Origin of the sequence: Pectobacterium carotovorum (assembly GCA_016415585.1) — a bacterium.
Classification (GTDB): Bacteria; Pseudomonadota; Gammaproteobacteria; order Enterobacterales; family Enterobacteriaceae; genus Pectobacterium; species Pectobacterium carotovorum_K.
Genome location: CP066552.1, coordinates 1,534,670 through 1,551,119, shown reverse-complemented (window position 1 = coordinate 1,551,119; position 16,450 = coordinate 1,534,670). Strand labels below are relative to the sequence as shown.

Genomic DNA, 16,450 nt, shown 5'->3' with positions numbered 1-16,450 from the left:
ACCTCATTTATTTTCAACAAATAGTTAATGAATTGAATAATTATAAAGATTATATAAAAACTCAAATAAAACAAATTAGAGTCAAACTAATTAAAGTAATTAAAAACAAATCTGTCAACACACCTTATTAAAAATAAATAAAAATTAGCTCACTAATTTATAAAAAAAATTTATGATGAAATTATAGAAAATACATTTACTTCACAAAAAATAAAAATTATCAATATGAAAAAAACCCGATAGCAATAGAATAAATTTCCGATTAAAATAATCTACGTAAAATGATAATATCTTACCATCATGGTCAGAACCCTAAGAGGCAGCATCGGTTTTACTGCCGTCAGTACCTTCACGTATTGCTACTTATACATACTTAGCGAAGGAGTTCGACGTTCAAGAGTATTTCGGCTTGTAGTGGTCAACAAAAACTGGCCACAGCTTTAGAGTTTTTCCAGAACAATCGTTCTGATTCATTCGGCGTCAAACCACCATTATATTGATGAGGTCTGAGCTGGCTGTAATATCCTGTGATGTAATTCGTTATTGCCGTGCTGGCTTCGCTAAAATTCGCGTAGCCATTATCCGGTACCCACTCTGTTTTCAGGCTTCTGAAGAACCGTTCCATTGGGCTGTTATCCCAGCAATTTCCCCGGCGACTCAGGCTTTGCTTTATCTGATATCTCCACAGTAACTGTCTGAAATTCCTGCTGGTATAGTGACTGCCTTGATCCGAATGATAAAGTAAATTAGCCGGTTTTCCCCGTGCTTCCCAGGCCATCGACAGGGCTTTACCTGTCAGTGCGGAATCAGGGAAAAATGACATCGCCCAGCCAACCGGTTTACGGGAAAACAAATCGAGTACAACAGCCAGATAAGCCCAGTGTTTTCCCGTCCAGATATAAGTCACATCACCACACCAGGCCTGATTAGGCTCGGTAACAGCAAACTGGCGATCCAGATAATTAGGGATCTCAATGTGTTCCTTAGACGCCTTCTTATAACGATGGCCAGGTTGCTGACAGCTGATAATATTGAGCGCTTTCATCAGCTTTGTTGCCCGCCAGCGGCTCAGTTTTATACCTTTGGTGGTGACCATTGCGGCAATGCTTCGCGCTCCTGCTGAACCGTTACTTTCGCGATAAACTTCACGCACAAGGCTCAGTAATGCCACTCTCGTGGCGTCAGGCTTCCTGGGCTGCCGCCAGTATTTATAACTGCTGCGATGAACCCCAAACACGTTGCACACAACGGCAACAGGAAACCGCGCCCTGAGTTTCTCAACTAATGAGAATTGTTCAGGGAGTCTGACATCAAGAGCGCGGTAGCCTTTTTTAATATATCCCTTTCCATTTCAACGCGTTGAAGTCTTTTCTTCAACTCACGTATCTCAATCTGCTCAGGTGTCATGGGTGAAGCTATGGGTGATTTTCCCGCTCGCACTTCTTTCAGTTGTCGAACCCATTTATCCATCGTGGATTTGCCGACATTCATCGCAGTGGCAGCGGCGGCAACGGTGTAATGCTGATCGAGTACAAGCGGGGCAGTCTCGAGGCGAAACTCGGGGCTAAAATTGCGTCTGTTACGTCCGGTCATAATGTCACCTGTTTTGACTATGAGGTGATGATATCACCTCTATTCAGGTGGCCAAATTCACTATGCCACTACACTTGTAAAACCACGGACGATGAGTCACACATTTAAAGTGTTAGACGAGCGTTATGATTCTGACTATCTATTTATGCAAGTAGATACAAAAATTTCGTGCGTGATAACCGCCGTATTTCTCTGTTATTTCATCACACGCCCGACAAGGCGCGCTTGTGCAACAAAGCAATTCATTATCTATTACGCACGAAACCTTCCCTGTTCGTAAATAAAAAACTTAGTTCCAAAACCTGATGCACCAATACGCTCGAAGGCATCCTTGCAAGATTGTCGTTTTTAAGTTACAAACATAAAAAGGACTAAGGACTTGCGAGGACGCTATCTTGTATGCAGTAAAACGTTACCAATGCAGTGACGGTAAAGTCCCTTACACTGAATGGATACAGAAACTACGCAAGAAAGATCCTCGCGCTGCGTCAAAAATAGATATCCGAATAGATCGCGCAGAAAAGGGAAATTTCGGCGACCATAAATTTGAAAGAGACGGTGTCTGGGAGCTCAGAGTTGATTATGGTCCAGGCTATCGAGTGTATTACGCGATAGAAGGCGATAAGATGATTTTGCTCTTCACCGGTGGCGATAAATCAAGCCAAAGCAAAGATTTAGATAAAGCGGTGCAATACTGGCGGGATTATCAAAAGAGGTAATATCATGGCAATCATCACTCAATCAACTAAATTCGAAAAAGCCATTAGCCACGATGATGCAATGGTTGCGGAACTACGAGAAAATCCTGAATACGCAGAAATATACCTCCAGACAGCACTAGAGGATATTTATGAGGAAGGTGGCATCGCTGCATTCCTGACAGCATTACGCCGTGTTGTTGAAGCGCGTGGTGGAGTGGGCGAAATAGCCAAAAAATCGGGACTGTCTCGTCAACAGTTATACAGAACACTGTCTGAAAATGGCAATCCAACGCTGACGACGCTCACCGAAATCACCAGAGCTGCAGGCGTTCGGCTTATAACCCATACCCACAATAATTAAAAATATCAGTAGCCTAATCACGCAGTCAGACGTAAAAAACCCGCAGTTACGCGGGTTTAGATATTTTTTGCTGTTTAGCACAACGCTATTTCAGACGCAGGCTTATTCCCACTCAATCGTCGCTGGTGGCTTGCCCGATACGTCGTAAACAACACGGGAGATACCGTCGACTTCGTTGATGATGCGGTTGGAGACGCGACCGAGGAAGTCGTATGGTAGGTGTGCCCAGTGCGCGGTCATAAAGTCGATGGTTTCTACCGCGCGCAGCGCGACAACCCAATCGTATTTACGGCCATCGCCCATCACGCCCACGGAACGAACCGGTAGGAAGACGGTGAATGCCTGGCTAACCTTGTTGTACAGGTCGGCTTTGTGCAGCTCTTCGATGAAGATCGCATCCGCACGACGCAGCAGGTCGCAGTATTCTTTCTTCACTTCCCCCAGCACACGCACGCCCAAACCTGGGCCCGGGAACGGGTGACGGTACAGCATGTTGTACGGCAGCCCCAGTTCCAGACCGATCTTGCGCACTTCGTCTTTGAACAGCTCTTTCAGCGGCTCAACCAGACCCAGCTTCATCTCTTTAGGCAGGCCACCTACGTTGTGGTGTGACTTGATCACGTGCGCTTTGCCAGTAGCAGAAGCCGCGGATTCGATCACGTCTGGGTAGATGGTGCCTTGCGCCAGCCATTTCACTTCTTCTTGCTTGCTGGCTTCTTCATCGAACACTTCAACGAACACGCGACCAATAATTTTACGCTTGGCTTCTGGCTCATCTTCACCCGCCAGTTCGCTCAGGAAGCGCTCTTCCGCAGCCACGTGAACAATGTTCAGACCGAACTGATCGCCGAACATTTCCAGAACTTGATCGGCTTCGTTCAGACGCAGCAGGCCGTTATCGACAAACACACAGGTCAGACGATCGCCAATCGCACGGTGCAGCAGCATCGCAGTAACAGAAGAATCCACGCCGCCAGACAGACCCAAAATCACGTGATCGTTGCCTACCTGCTCACGAATACGGTTCACTGCATCGTCGATAATCTTGGCTGGCGTCCACAACGCTTCACACTGGCAGATATCAAGAACAAAACGCTCCAGCATGCGCTGGCCCTGACGGGTGTGCGTCACTTCCGGGTGGAACTGCACGCCGTAAAAACGCTTCTCTTCGTTAGCCATAATGGCAAACGGGCAGGTATCGGTGCTGGCAACGGTTTCAAACCCTTCTGGGATCGCCGTTACTTTATCGCCGTGGCTCATCCAGACATCCAGCAGCGGTGCGCCAGCGGCGCTCAACGCATCCTGAATATCACGCACCAGTGCGCTATCCGTTTTCACTTCTACCTGCGCATAACCAAACTCACGCTCGTTGGAACCTTCAACGTGGCCACCCAACTGCATCGCCATCGTCTGCATGCCATAACACACGCCTAATACCGGTACGCCAGCATTGAAAACGTATTCTGGCGCACGCGGGCTGCCAAACTCGGTGGTGCTTTCCGGGCCGCCGGACAGGATGATCCCGTTCGGATTAAACCCACGAATCTGTGCTTCCGTGACATCCCATGCCCACAGTTCACAGTAAACGCCCAGTTCACGCACGCGACGTGCAACCAGCTGCGTGTACTGTGAGCCGAAATCCAGAATAAGAATGCGGTGTTGATGAATGTTTTGAGTCATGAGGAGCATGTTCCAAAAAGCAAAAGACAAAAGCGAAAAGTAAACCCAGCTAACCGCTCTGCCTTATGCAAAGGCGGAGCGGCGCAAAATAGTACAGGGTTTATTGCGTTAAATCACCTTATGAACCCATACGGTAGTTCGGTGACTCTTTAGTAATGGTAACGTCGTGAACGTGGCTTTCCTGAATGCCCGCGCCGCTGATGCGTACAAACTCAGCCTGCGTGCGCAGTGCGTCGATAGTGGCGCAACCGGTCAGGCCCATGCAGGAGCGCAAGCCGCCCATCTGCTGGTGAACGATCTCTTTCAGGCGGCCTTTATAGGCTACGCGGCCTTCGATACCTTCAGGCACCAGTTTGTCGGCGGCGTTATCGGTCTGGAAGTAACGGTCTGATGAGCCTTTGGACATTGCGCCCAGTGAACCCATGCCGCGATAAGATTTGAATGAACGGCCTTGATACAGTTCGATTTCGCCCGGGGATTCTTCCGTACCCGCCAGCATAGAACCGACCATGACACAGGCTGCACCTGCTGCGATGGCTTTAGCGATGTCGCCGGAGAAGCGGATACCACCATCGGCGATGACCGGAATGCCAGTGCCTTCCAGCGCTTCAACCGCATCAGAGATAGCCGTAATCTGCGGTACGCCCACGCCCGTCACGATACGGGTCGTACAGATAGAGCCGGGGCCGATACCGACTTTCACTGCGCTCACGCCCGCTTCGACCAGCGCTTTCGCACCAGAGCCTGTCGCAACGTTACCGCCGATGATTTCAAGGTTCGGGTATTTAGCGCGCGTTTCACGAATACGCTGCAATACACCTTCGGAATGGCCGTGTGAGGAGTCGATCAGCAGGACGTCAACGCCTGCGGCAACCAGCGCATCAACACGCTCTTCGTTACCTGCACCCGCACCAACCGCTGCGCCTACGCGCAGACGACCGTGTTCGTCTTTACACGCGTTCGGTTTACGTTCTGCTTTCTGGAAATCTTTTACCGTGATCATGCCGATCAGGTGGAATTGGTCGTCAATCACCAGCGCTTTTTCAACGCGTTTTTCGTGCATTTTTTGCAGCACGACATCACGCGCTTCGCCTTCTTTGACCGTGACCAGACGCTCTTTCGGCGTCATGAACGCGCTAACCGGTTTTTCCAAATCGGTAACAAAACGCACGTCACGACCGGTGATGATACCGACCAGTTCGTTGTCTTTTGCCACAACAGGATAGCCAGCGAAGCCGTTGCGCTCGGTCAGCTCTTTCATTTCACGCAGTGTGGTTTCTGGCGTTACCGTTTGTGGATCAACCACAACGCCACTTTCGTGTTTTTTCACGCGGCTAACTTCTTCAGCCTGACGCTCAATGGACATATTTTTGTGAATAAAGCCCAGACCGCCTTCCTGCGCCAGCGCAATGGCCAGGCCGGATTCGGTAACGGTATCCATCGCTGCGGACAGCATAGGGATATTCAGGCGAATGTTTTTCGTCAACTGCGTGGACAGATCGGCAGTATTAGGCAGAACAGTAGAATGAGCGGGAACCAGGAGGACGTCGTCAAACGTCAGTGCTTCTTTAGCGATACGTAGCATGGGCAATATCTCACCAAGGTGGATGTAAGAATAGATAAAATATTGCCGTGGCATTCTACAGGGCGTAATCGGTTGCCTCCAGCATTATTTTACTAAAATGCTTGATTACCTTTTTCAGGTAGGTAGTATCGATCAATTAAGTGACTGTTTTAAAATTTGATCTGGCTCACAATGTCTCAATTTCCCTCCTCTGCAATTTTTACCGTTAGCCGCCTGAATCAGACGGTCAGACAACTGTTGGAAATGGAAATGGGCCAGATTTGGCTCTCCGGCGAAATCTCCAACCTCTCTCAGCCCTCATCCGGCCACTGGTATTTCACGCTAAAAGACGAACGTGCACAGGTACGCTGCGCGATGTTCCGTACCAGCAACCGCAAAGTGACGTTCCGCCCGCAAAACGGTCAGCAAGTGCTGATTCGGGCGAGCATTACGTTGTATGAACCCCGTGGCGACTATCAGCTACTGGCGGAAAGCATGCAGCCCGCTGGTGATGGCCTGCTACAGCAGCAGTTTGAACAGCTCAAGCACCGTCTCGCCGCCGAAGGGCTGTTCGACCAACAGTTTAAGCAAGTGCTTCCCTCTCCCGCCAAACAGGTCGGCGTGATTACGTCAGCCAGCGGTGCCGCCCTGCACGATATCTTGCAGGTGTTACAGCGCCGCGATCCGTCGCTGCCGGTGATCGTGTATCCCACGTCGGTGCAAGGTGCGGAAGCACCGCTACAGATTGTTCGCGCGATTGAGCTGGCTAACCAGCGGGATGAGTGTGATGTGTTAATCGTCGGGCGCGGCGGTGGCTCGCTGGAAGATCTCTGGAGCTTTAATGACGAACGGGTCGCCCGCGCGATTTTCGCCAGCCGCATTCCTATCGTCAGCGCCGTCGGCCATGAAACCGATGTCACCATCGCCGATTTCGTCGGTGACCTGCGCGCACCCACGCCGTCCGCCGCTGCCGAGTTAGTAAGTCGTAACCAACTTGAGCTATTGCGCCAGATACAGTCCCAGCGTCAGCGGCTGGAAATGGCGATGGATTATTACCTTGCCCAGCGCAATCGGGACTTTACCCGTCTGCACCACCGCTTACAGCAGCAGCATCCGCAGCTGCGGCTGACGCGTCAGCAGGCACAGCTGGTTAAACTGCGTCAGCGGCTGGATGATGCTATGCAGCAGCAGCTACGGCAGACCTCGCGCCGAAGTGAACGCTTACAACAGCGTCTGATGCAGCAGCAGCCGCAGACCCGGATCCATCGTGCGCAGCAGCGTTTGCAGCAGCTTAGCTATCAGATGCAAAGCGCAGTAGAACGTCAGTTGAATCAGAACAAGCAGAAGCTAGGTATCGCCTGTTCGCGACTGGAAGGCGTTAGTCCGCTGGCGACGCTGGCGCGCGGCTATAACGTCACCACCGCCCCGGACGGTAAGGTGCTGAAAAACGTCGCACAAATCACCCCCGGTGAAACACTGAAAACCCGCTTGCAGGACGGCTGGGTGGAAAGCCAGGTCACAACATTGGTTCCGAATCCAGATTCCGCGAAAAAGCAGCGAAAAACCTCATCCCGGACGCCAAAATAACGCGATCGGCATAAAATGCGTGAATGGGGATTTGTCCTAAAACAACGGCGATCCCCCATTCTTGCCCCCGACATCTGAACTATACTCATTCCCAGCTCACTAACTTATATTCACCGTTTTCACTGCATGGGTTACCAGCCTCCACGTGGTGAAAGGAAGTGGATAAAGACAGTGAGCTTTGTTGATCGTCTGTGTTACCCCTGATGAGCGTTTTCAAGGAGATGAGGTATGAAGTCCAGACCGATTTGTAGTGTGATCCCCCCTTACATTTTGCATCGTATTATCGCAAACGGCACAGACGAGCAGCGCCACTGCGCGCAACAGACGCTGATGCACGTTCAGTCATTAATGGTCAGCCACAATCCGCGCCCGGAACCCCATGAGAAATTACCCGCTGGGCAGGCAAATCGCAGCATTCATGATGCCGAACAGCAACAACAGCTGCCCGGCAAGCTGGTGCGCGCTGAAGGCCAACCCAGCAACGGCGATATCGCCGTCGATGAGGCCTATAACTATCTGGACGTCACTTACGACTTCTTCTGGAAGATTTTTCAACGTAACTCGCTGGATGCAGAGGGACTACCGCTGGCTGGCACAGTCCATTACGGTCAGGATTACCAGAATGCCTTCTGGAACGGGCAGCAGATGATGTTTGGAGATGGCGACGGCAAAATCTTTAATCGCTTCACGATTGCGCTTGATGTGGTCGCACATGAACTCACTCACGGCATCACCGAAAATGAAGCAGGGCTAATTTATTTCCGCCAGTCCGGTGCGCTCAATGAATCGCTGTCCGATGTCTTTGGCTCCATGGTCAAGCAGTATCATTTGGGGCAAACCGCTGAGCAGGCCGATTGGCTTATCGGTGACAAGCTTCTGGCCGAGGGTATTCACGGCATGGGGCTGCGGTCAATGTCTCATCCGGGCACGGCGTATGATGATGAGCTGCTCGGTATCGACCCCCAGCCCTCTCACATGAACGAGTATGTGAACACGCGTGAAGACAACGGCGGCGTACACTTGAATTCAGGCATTCCCAACCGGGCATTCTATCTTACAGCCATCGCGCTGGGCGGCCATTCATGGGAAAAAGCCGGCCGCATCTGGTACGACACGCTGTGTGATAAAACGCTGCCGCAAAATGCGGATTTCGAAATTTTCGCGCGCCACACCATTCAACATGCCACTCAACGTTTTAACCACACCGTTGCCGATATCGTCATGCAGTCGTGGGAAACAGTCGGGGTGGAGGTACGGCAGGAGTTCTTATGAAAACGCTGCCGGAGCTCAACGACGATGCCATCATTGAGCTAGCGCGTGAAGGGGGATTCGCCTTTATCCCCAAGCTGGCGGGGCCACGACGTTTCGCGCTCGCCAGCGTACCGCCATCCGAACGGGAGCGGATTTGTAACGCGATCCGTAATGCCGCGCCTCAGGCTCGCGAACCCGGTGAACCTGATGGCCCAGGACGTGGCGACCAGTTCTATTACCGCATCCACATCAGCTACTGCCAACCGCAGCAGAATCAATATACCGATATCATTCTGCTGATCCCCGAAGACCGCGCGCCACCGGAGCTGACCGAGCTGTGGCGCAACGGCGTACAGGAGTCACCATTGATTAAGTAATAATGAATTTAATCGGCAGGCGCGTAGCTGAATGCGACTCGCCGTTTGGAAATCATCCCGTGCTGCTGACAAAAATAATCCACCGCACCACAGGCTTTCAGTTCCTGAAGCGAGTGCTTACATTCAGGGCACGCAGCCTCACGCAGATAATCCTGCTGGCAACCCTCACACAGGAACGAACCGTCAGGCTGCCACATCATCGCGTGGTGACAATCAGGACAAAGCGCATCCATCTTTTTCCCCGTTTCTGTTATCAATGGCTAACTCGCTGCTATCAGGAATTAAACAACATCGAGCGCGCGCAATACATATAGCCCAATGGCAATCATGAAAAACGCACCAACCGTCGTCAACCCAATAATATTCGCCGCCAGCGTCGCATTTCCCCCCATCGCTCGTGTCATCGCATAGCTGCCTGATGCGGTCGGCGTCGCGGAAAACAGAAAAATAATGCCCAATTCAACACCGCGAAAACCAACAAGCCACCCACCCAACGTGAGTAATCCTGGCACAACGAGTATTTTCGCAATGGAAGACAGCACAGCAACATTGGATGAACGAAACATACTACGCCATTCCAGACTCGCCCCTGCACATAACAGCGCCAAAGGCAGCGCCATTGAGGAAATAAAGCCGCCAGTTTGTTTAATCACACTCGGCATTGGCAGCTGACTCTGCCCATATGCAGCACCAAGAAGCAGACCAATAATCAGCGGGTTCGTTACAATGCCGCGCAACAACTGACTGGCAGGGACCCTCTGTTCAGGGGATTGCCGCTGCAAACTGCGTGTTAACGTAATAACAGACAGCGCGTTGAACATAATCACCGTCACCATCAGATACAGAGAACCGATAGCGACACCTTCATCGCCATAAGCACTCATCGCAAAAGCCAACCCCATCACACCCGTATTAGAACGGAACCCGCCTTGTACAAAAATACCACGTTCCTTTGGGTCTTTAACTAAGCGCACCGCCGCGATTTCCAGTAACAGAAATGTCGCTAATGTTCCTATCGTTCCATAAACCACCAGCGGCCACTGGCTTGCGAAAGATTGGTGGTTGCCTGCAACGCTAAAAAACAGCAGACAGGGAAGAGAAAGATTGAATACAAGCCGCATGGCGGTATCGCAAAACGCATCATTAAGCAGATTGAGTTTGCGTAACACGATACCAAGCAACAACATCAGTACATTAGGCATCGTAACGTTGAACGCAAAACTCCAGGTTTCCCAGGACATGGCTTTCCTTGGTTATTATTGGTTTCTTCTCTGATAAAACGGGGCGAATATCGCTATTCGCCCCGTTAATAAATCACTTACTTTTTTTAAGATGCGACATCAGCCGCTTACGCTTGCGTAGCTGGTTTGGCGTCAGCGTGTTGCGCTTGTCCGCAAAGGGGTTTTCCCCTTCTTTAAACTGAATACGAATCGGCGTACCCATCACTTCCAGCGAACGACGATAGTAGTTCATCAGGTAGCGCTTGTAGGAATCCGGCAGGTCTTTCACCTGATTCCCGTGGATCACCACAATCGGCGGGTTATAACCACCGGCGTGCGCATATTTCAGCTTCACGCGGCGACCGCGCACCAGCGGCGGCTGGTGATCGTCTGATGCCATTTGCATGATACGGGTCAACATCGCCGTACTGACGCGACGAGTCGCGCACGAATAGGCTTCGGTTACCGACTCAAACAGGTTACCCACGCCGCTACCGTGTAGCGCAGAAATAAAGTGAATGCGGGCAAAATCGATAAAGCCTAGGCGCATATCCAGCGTCTCTTTCACCTGCTCACGCGCTTCCTGCGACATGCCATCCCACTTGTTCACCACAATCACCAGTGAGCGCCCACTATTGAGGATAAAGCCCAATAGCGAGAGATCCTGATCGGAAATGCCTTCGCGCGCATCAATAACCAGCAGCACTACGTTGGCATCTTCAATCGCCTGCAATGTCTTGATAACAGAAAATTTTTCTACCGTTTCCGTTACTTTGCCACGCTTACGCACCCCAGCGGTATCAATCAGAACGTATTCACGTTCGTCACGCACCATCGGGATGTAGATACTGTCACGCGTCGTACCGGGCATGTCGAACACCACTACGCGCTCTTCACCCAAAATACGGTTAGTCAGCGTGGATTTGCCCACATTCGGACGCCCGACAATCGCCAGTTTGATCGGCAAATCTTCAGGATTAAAATCGTCCTCTGCTTCTTCTTCGCTGGCCTGCTCTTCCGCTTCTAACGCTGCCCAGTAAGCCGCGTTCTCTTCTTCTTCGGTTAGCTCGGCCGGCTCTTCTGTTTCATCCTGCACAAACGGCAGCAGAACCGTTTCCAGCAGCGACGTTACACCACGGCCATGAGACGCTGCGATCGCGTACACTTCGCCCATTCCGAGCGAGTAGAAATCCGCCGTGACCATATCCGGGTCAAGGCCATCGGTTTTGTTAGCGACCAGCACGGTCGTCTTTTCGCGGCTGCGCAAATGTTTAGCAATGCCTTCATCCGCAGGCATCAGCCCCGCACGTGCATCCACCATGAACAGCACGATATCCGCTTCTTCAATCGCGACCAGCGATTGGCCCGCCATGCGCGTTTCCACGCCGTCTTCGGTACCATCAATACCACCGGTATCGACGATAATAAATTCATGCCCTTCCACTTCTGCACGACCATACTTGCGGTCACGAGTCAGCCCAGGGAAATCCGCCACTAATGCATCACGGGTGCGCGTTAAGCGGTTAAATAGCGTGGATTTCCCCACATTCGGGCGCCCGACCAGCGCGACGACAGGTATCATTGTTACAACCTCATTACTTATATTTCAATACGTTACAGCGAAATACTCGCTGACGATAAAAAGACGAAACGGCCCCTGATAGTGTCAGGAGCCGTTATACGAGCACACCCAAAAATGCCGTGCTCCAAATCAATACGGTTACTTAGCGAGTGAACGCGTAGACATCACCGTTTTTCGCCTGAATCAGCAGCTTGTCGCTGGCAACCACAGGTTTGCTCAGGAAGCCCGAGCTATCCACTTTTTGCTGCGCCACGAAGCGACCATCCGCCGTATTCAGCCAGTGCAGATATCCTTCAGTATCGCCGACAACCAAATAGCCATTATACAGCGCCGGAGCCGTTAAGTTGCGATGCAACAGATCGCTTTGACGCCACAGGCTCACGCCGCCGTTGGTGTTCAACGCAACAACGCGATCGTCCTGATCGACCAGATAGATGCGGTCGCCGTCAATGATGAAATCATGCACTGAACCCAGTTCACGCTTCCACAGAACCTGACCAGAACGCAGATCCAGCGCGGTCATGTTGCCATTATAACCCAGCGCATAAACCACTTCGCCCGCTACTACTGGCGTGGTGTCGACGTCGTTCAGACGATCGATTTCAGTGGCGCCACTCGGCTGTGAAATACGCTGTTGCCAAATGAGCTGGCCCTGATTGATCATCACGGCGTTCACACGGCCGTTATCACCACCCACAATCGCCGCACCAAATGCGGTTGTCGGGGCAGATTCGCCGCGCAGAGACAGCGTCGGCATATCCAGATTGACGCTCCACTTGATTGCGCCATCCGCTTCATTCAATGCCTGCAACATGCCGTTGCTGGTGTGAATCAGCACCACGCCGTCACTGACGACAGGGCGAGACAACGCTTCACCAGCCACTTTAGTCTGCCATACCGGCGCACCATCTTCCGCATTCAGCGCATAGACCTGCGCCCTTTCGCTGCCGACATAGACATGGTTACCAGAAACCGTTACGCCGCCAGACAGCAGCGCTGGATTATTGCGGGAGAAGAAATTGGTCTTCTCTGACAGATCCGCGCGCCAAATTTCTTTGCCGTCACTCAGATCCATCGCTTTTACGGTACCACGACGATCGGCCGCAAAAACGTGGTTATCCTGCCATGCGGGGTGAAGATTGGAATAAAACTCGCCAATACCACTCCCAACCGAGCTGTTCCACACCTTGGTTGGCGTGAACTGGTTTTCCACCTGCGGCAGTGGAGACATAGTGACAACATCTTCTTCGCTGTTAAATAGCGAGCATCCGCTCAGCAGGGCAACAGAAACCAGTCCTACCAAAAGTGTTTTACGCAATTGCATGGAATTCCTCTTAGCTGGACAGGTTATTCAGTTTCATACGCAGTAACGCTTGCTGTGCCTGCGATGGATTGGAAGACAACCCTTTGTTGTAGGCATCACGCGCAGCCTGATTATCCCCTTTGCTCACCAGAATATCACCACGCACTTCCGCAGCCTGTGATGCCCAGCCTTCCAGCTTGATGGCATCCAACGTTTTCAGCGCGTCATCCGCTTTGTTTTCCTGTAGCTGAACTCGCGCCAGACGCAGATTCACCACGGCCAGCAGGTCGGCATCTTTAGTCTGCGACTGCGCCTGTACCAGCTGCTGTGCTGCTTTAGCAAAATCTTTCTGATCAACGTAATGACGAGCCAGTTCCAGAGAAGCCAGCGCGCCATAGGTATTCTTATTCTCAGCCGTAAATTTCTCGGTTGCCGTAATCGCGTCGGCTTTGCCTTCGGCCAATTGCTCCGTCACCTGCTGATAAGATGCAGATGCCGCCATCACGCTGTCATTTTGGTGGCTTTGCCAGAAACGCCAGCCAACCAGTGCGCCAACGCCTAGCACAACACCGACAACTAACGCCTTTCCGTTCTCCGCGAGGAAACGACGTAGTGCATCAACCTGTTCATTCTCTGTGGTATAGACTTCCACGGTGTCTCTCTCCTCAATCCAGTAACGTTGCCAGCCGCGATGCGACGTCGGCCTGTGCCAATGTATCCTGCTCGCCATTGCTCAGGTTTTTAACCACAACCTGACCGGCCGCCACTTCATTTTCGCCTAATACCAATGCGACGCGTGCGCCCCATTTATCAGCACGGGCAAATTGCTTCTTAAAGTTGCCGCCACCGTAGTTGGTCATCAGTTTCAACTGCGGCAGCGCGTCACGTAATTTCTCCGCCAGTTGCATCGCGGCAACCTGCGTTCCTGTACCGGAAGAAATCAGATAAACATCCACATTCGGCTGTGCTTTGAAATCCGAGTTCACAGACTGCACCAGCAGAACCAGACGTTCCAGACCCATTGCAAAACCAACCGCTGGCGTCGCGTGCCCGCCCAGTTGTTCCACCATACCATCATAACGCCCACCGGCACAGACCGTGCCCTGCGCGCCCAGACTGGTCGTCACCCACTCAAATACGGTGCGGTTATAGTAATCCAAACCGCGGACCAGACGTGGATTAACGGTATATGGGATACCGGACTGCGTTAAAAGTTCACCCAGCGCTTCAAAGTGTGCACGCGATTCGTCATCCAGGTAGTCCGTCAGCACCGGGGCGTCATTCAGCAACACCTGAATCTGCGGATTTTTCGTATCCAGAACGCGCAGCGGGTTGGTGTACATCCGACGCAGGCAGTCTTCATCCAGCTGATCTTTATGCTGTTCGAGGAACGCCACCAGCGCTTCGCGATAGCGCGCACGCGCGTCTAATGAACCAATCGAGTTCAGTTCCAGCTTCACATGATCGGCGATGCCCAGCACACGCCACCAGCGGGCCGTCATCAGGATCAGTTCGGCATCAATATCCGGCCCTTGCAGACCAAACACTTCACAGCCCAACTGATGGAACTGACGATAGCGCCCTTTCTGCGGACGCTCGTAGCGGAACATTGGGCCGACATACCACAGCCGCTGTTCCTGATTATAGAGAATACCGTGCTCAATACCGGCGCGGACGCAGCCTGCCGTCCCTTCCGGGCGCAGAGTCAGGCTATCGCCATTGCGATCGTCAAAGGTATACATCTCTTTTTCGACGACATCGGTCACTTCGCCAATAGCGCGCTTAAACAGCGGCGTTTGCTCGACAATCGGCAAACGAATTTCATTATAGCCGTAGCCGCTGAGCACCTGTTTCAGGCTGTTTTCAATACGCTGCCACAATGCCGTTTCGGCTGGCAGGTAATCGTTCATGCCACGGATGGCTTGAATATTTTTTGCCACGTCAGTTCTCTATGCGTTTTTCAAAAAATAAACCCGATTATAGAGGGATTGTCGTCGCATCTTCAATGCGGGGCCTCCCCATCGGGTTCAGGAATCGTGAATTAGGCGGGTGACGGCAGACCGTCACGCCGTCAGAGTTACTTATCTACCAGATTGACGGTAATACGCTGATTTTCGTCCATCATGGAGGCTTTCGCGCGGATCTTGGCTTCTAACTGATCGATCATCTGTTCGTTATCGAAGCGCTCTCTCTGCCGCACGCCGTCTTCATAGAAGCCGCTCTTATTGTGTCCACCCGTGACGCCAATGGTCGACACCAGCGCTTCACCGGGGCCATTCACCACACAGCCAATAATCGAGACATCCATCGGCGTGATAAGATCTTCCAGCCGTTGTTCCAGTGCGTTCACCGTACCAATCACGTCAAATTCCTGGCGAGAGCAGGTCGGGCAAGCAATGAAGTTAATTCCGCGCGCACGAATGCGCAGTGACTTCAGGATATCGAAGCCAACTTTCACTTCTTCAACCGGATCGGCCGCCAGCGAGATGCGCAGCGTGTCGCCAATACCTTCAGACAGCAGCAGACCGAGGCCGATAGCCGACTTCACCGCACCGCTACGTGCACCACCCGCTTCGGTGATGCCGAGGTGCAACGGCTGATCGATACGCGCAGCCAGCAGACGATAGGATTGCACCGCGAGAAAAACATCCGAAGCTTTGACGCTGACTTTAAACTGATCGAAGTTCAGGCGGTCAAGAATATCGACATGGCGCATCGCTGATTCCAGCAGCGCTTCCGGCGTTGGTTCACCGTATTTTTCCTGCAAATCTTTTTCCAGCGAACCGCCGTTAACGCCAATGCGGATCGGGATATTATTGTAACGCGCACAGTCGACAACCGAGCGAATACGCTCTTCATTACCAATATTGCCGGGGTTGATGCGCAGACAGTCGACGCCGTATTCTGCGACTTTCAGCGCAATGCGGTAGTCAAAATGAATGTCGGCGACGAGCGGGACATTCACCTGCTGTTTGATAAGCTTAAAGGCTTCGGCCGCGTCCATTGTTGGCACAGAAACGCGGACGATATCGACGCCAACGCGTTCCAGTGCTCTGATTTGGTTGACGGTAGCTTCAACGTCGGTGGTTCGGGTGTTGGTCATAGATTGCACCGCAATCGGTGCGCCATCACCAACAGGCACCTTGCCGACGTAAATCCGTGTTGATTTTCGACGGGTTATGGGTGCAGCGTTATGCATTACTTCATCTCCAACATTGCAGTCTTACTTAA

At 51.9% G+C, this 16,450-nt stretch carries 15 protein-coding genes; 5 read left to right on the top strand and 10 right to left on the bottom strand.

From position 1 onward, the window contains the following. Positions 1 to 418: 418 nt before the first annotated feature. Positions 419 to 1,593 (bottom strand): IS3 family transposase gene (locus JFY74_06860; protein ID QQG29752.1). Its coding sequence is split into 2 segments (ribosomal slippage): positions 419 to 1,335 and positions 1,335 to 1,593, totalling 1,176 coding nucleotides; the frame shifts between segments, so codons are not numbered across the junction. Between the two features lie 392 nt (positions 1,594 to 1,985). On the opposite strand from JFY74_06860, the gene JFY74_06855 reads away from it, so the two are divergent. Both JFY74_06855 and JFY74_06850 read left to right on the top strand, forming a co-directional pair. Continuing rightward, entirely contained in the window at positions 1,986 to 2,312 is a 327-nt protein-coding gene (locus tag JFY74_06855; protein ID QQG30472.1) for a type II toxin-antitoxin system RelE/ParE family toxin, read from the top strand. Positions 2,313 to 2,316: 4 nt separating this feature from the next. Then, positions 2,317 to 2,655, top strand: coding sequence for a putative addiction module antidote protein (locus JFY74_06850; GenBank protein QQG29751.1), 339 nt, complete (start codon positions 2,317 to 2,319; stop codon positions 2,653 to 2,655). Positions 2,656 to 2,757: 102 nt separating this feature from the next. On the opposite strand, the gene guaA is transcribed toward JFY74_06850, so the two are convergent. Both guaA and guaB read right to left on the bottom strand, forming a co-directional pair. Continuing rightward, positions 2,758 to 4,335, bottom strand: coding sequence for a glutamine-hydrolyzing GMP synthase (gene guaA, locus JFY74_06845; protein ID QQG29750.1), 1,578 nt, complete (start codon positions 4,333 to 4,335; stop codon positions 2,758 to 2,760). 118 nt (positions 4,336 to 4,453) lie between these two features. Further along, positions 4,454 to 5,920: an IMP dehydrogenase gene (guaB, locus tag JFY74_06840; protein ID QQG29749.1), complete on the bottom strand. Its 1,467-nt coding sequence runs from the start codon at positions 5,918 to 5,920 to the stop codon at positions 4,454 to 4,456. 171 nt (positions 5,921 to 6,091) lie between these two features. Here guaB and xseA point away from each other — a divergent pair, with 171 nt between their 5' ends. The 3 genes from xseA (at position 6,092) to JFY74_06825 (ending at position 9,114) form a co-directional block, all read left to right on the top strand. Next, the gene (gene xseA, locus JFY74_06835; GenBank protein ID QQG29748.1) at positions 6,092 to 7,486 is read left to right on the top strand and encodes an exodeoxyribonuclease VII large subunit; all 1,395 of its coding nucleotides are present in this window, start codon (positions 6,092 to 6,094) and stop codon (positions 7,484 to 7,486) included. 228 nt (positions 7,487 to 7,714) lie between these two features. Beyond that, complete coding sequence (locus JFY74_06830; GenBank protein ID QQG29747.1) at positions 7,715 to 8,758, top strand: peptidase M4 family protein; 1,044 nt, start codon at positions 7,715 to 7,717, stop codon at positions 8,756 to 8,758. Then, positions 8,755 to 9,114, top strand: coding sequence for a hypothetical protein (locus JFY74_06825; protein QQG29746.1), 360 nt, complete (start codon positions 8,755 to 8,757; stop codon positions 9,112 to 9,114). The genes JFY74_06830 and JFY74_06825 overlap by 4 nt, the downstream gene beginning before the upstream one ends. 8 nt (positions 9,115 to 9,122) lie before the next feature. Here JFY74_06825 and JFY74_06820 read toward each other — a convergent pair whose 3' ends face one another. The 7 genes from JFY74_06820 to ispG all read right to left on the bottom strand — a co-directional run bounded on the left by JFY74_06820 (position 9,123) and on the right by ispG (position 16,418). After that, positions 9,123 to 9,347, bottom strand: a complete 225-nt coding sequence (locus JFY74_06820; protein QQG29745.1) for a zinc ribbon domain-containing protein — start codon at positions 9,345 to 9,347, stop codon at positions 9,123 to 9,125. Between the two features lie 48 nt (positions 9,348 to 9,395). Next, positions 9,396 to 10,355 carry an AEC family transporter gene (locus tag JFY74_06815; GenBank protein QQG29744.1) on the bottom strand — a complete coding sequence of 320 codons (960 nt, stop codon included), beginning with the start codon at positions 10,353 to 10,355 and terminating at the stop codon, positions 9,396 to 9,398. A 73-nt stretch (positions 10,356 to 10,428) separates the two neighbouring features. After that, the gene (gene der / locus JFY74_06810) at positions 10,429 to 11,916 is read right to left on the bottom strand and encodes a ribosome biogenesis GTPase Der (GenBank protein QQG29743.1); all 1,488 of its coding nucleotides are present in this window, start codon (positions 11,914 to 11,916) and stop codon (positions 10,429 to 10,431) included. A 142-nt stretch (positions 11,917 to 12,058) separates the two neighbouring features. Further along, on the bottom strand, positions 12,059 to 13,240 hold the full coding sequence (gene bamB / locus JFY74_06805) for an outer membrane protein assembly factor BamB (protein QQG29742.1): 1,182 nt from the start codon (positions 13,238 to 13,240) through the stop codon (positions 12,059 to 12,061). 10 nt (positions 13,241 to 13,250) lie between these two features. Beyond that, positions 13,251 to 13,871 carry a YfgM family protein gene (locus JFY74_06800; protein ID QQG29741.1) on the bottom strand — a complete coding sequence of 207 codons (621 nt, stop codon included), beginning with the start codon at positions 13,869 to 13,871 and terminating at the stop codon, positions 13,251 to 13,253. 13 nt (positions 13,872 to 13,884) lie between these two features. Next, positions 13,885 to 15,159: a histidine--tRNA ligase gene (gene hisS, locus JFY74_06795; GenBank protein QQG29740.1), complete on the bottom strand. Its 1,275-nt coding sequence runs from the start codon at positions 15,157 to 15,159 to the stop codon at positions 13,885 to 13,887. A 137-nt stretch (positions 15,160 to 15,296) separates the two neighbouring features. Next, a complete protein-coding gene (gene ispG, locus JFY74_06790; GenBank protein ID QQG29739.1) occupies positions 15,297 to 16,418 on the bottom strand; it encodes a flavodoxin-dependent (E)-4-hydroxy-3-methylbut-2-enyl-diphosphate synthase in 1,122 nt (373 codons plus the stop codon). Between the last annotated feature and the right edge of the window lie 32 nt (positions 16,419 to 16,450).

Excerpts from the sequence above, each read along its gene's own strand:
- JFY74_06815 (QQG29744.1), bottom strand. The coding sequence starts at position 10,355 with ATGTCCTGGGAAACCTGGAGTTTTGCGTTCAACGTTACGATGCCTAAT.
- xseA (QQG29748.1), top strand. The coding sequence starts at position 6,092 with ATGTCTCAATTTCCCTCCTCTGCAATTTTTACCGTTAGCCGCCTGAAT.
- guaA (QQG29750.1), bottom strand. The coding sequence starts at position 4,335 with ATGACTCAAAACATTCATCAACACCGCATTCTTATTCTGGATTTCGGC.
- bamB (QQG29742.1), bottom strand. The coding sequence starts at position 13,240 with ATGCAATTGCGTAAAACACTTTTGGTAGGACTGGTTTCTGTTGCCCTG.
- JFY74_06820 (QQG29745.1), bottom strand. The coding sequence starts at position 9,347 with ATGGATGCGCTTTGTCCTGATTGTCACCACGCGATGATGTGGCAGCCT.
- ispG (QQG29739.1), bottom strand. The coding sequence starts at position 16,418 with ATGCATAACGCTGCACCCATAACCCGTCGAAAATCAACACGGATTTAC.
- guaB (QQG29749.1), bottom strand. The coding sequence starts at position 5,920 with ATGCTACGTATCGCTAAAGAAGCACTGACGTTTGACGACGTCCTCCTG.
- JFY74_06850 (QQG29751.1), top strand. The coding sequence starts at position 2,317 with ATGGCAATCATCACTCAATCAACTAAATTCGAAAAAGCCATTAGCCAC.
- JFY74_06825 (QQG29746.1), top strand. The coding sequence starts at position 8,755 with ATGAAAACGCTGCCGGAGCTCAACGACGATGCCATCATTGAGCTAGCG.
- JFY74_06830 (QQG29747.1), top strand. The coding sequence starts at position 7,715 with ATGAAGTCCAGACCGATTTGTAGTGTGATCCCCCCTTACATTTTGCAT.
- der (QQG29743.1), bottom strand. The coding sequence starts at position 11,916 with ATGATACCTGTCGTCGCGCTGGTCGGGCGCCCGAATGTGGGGAAATCC.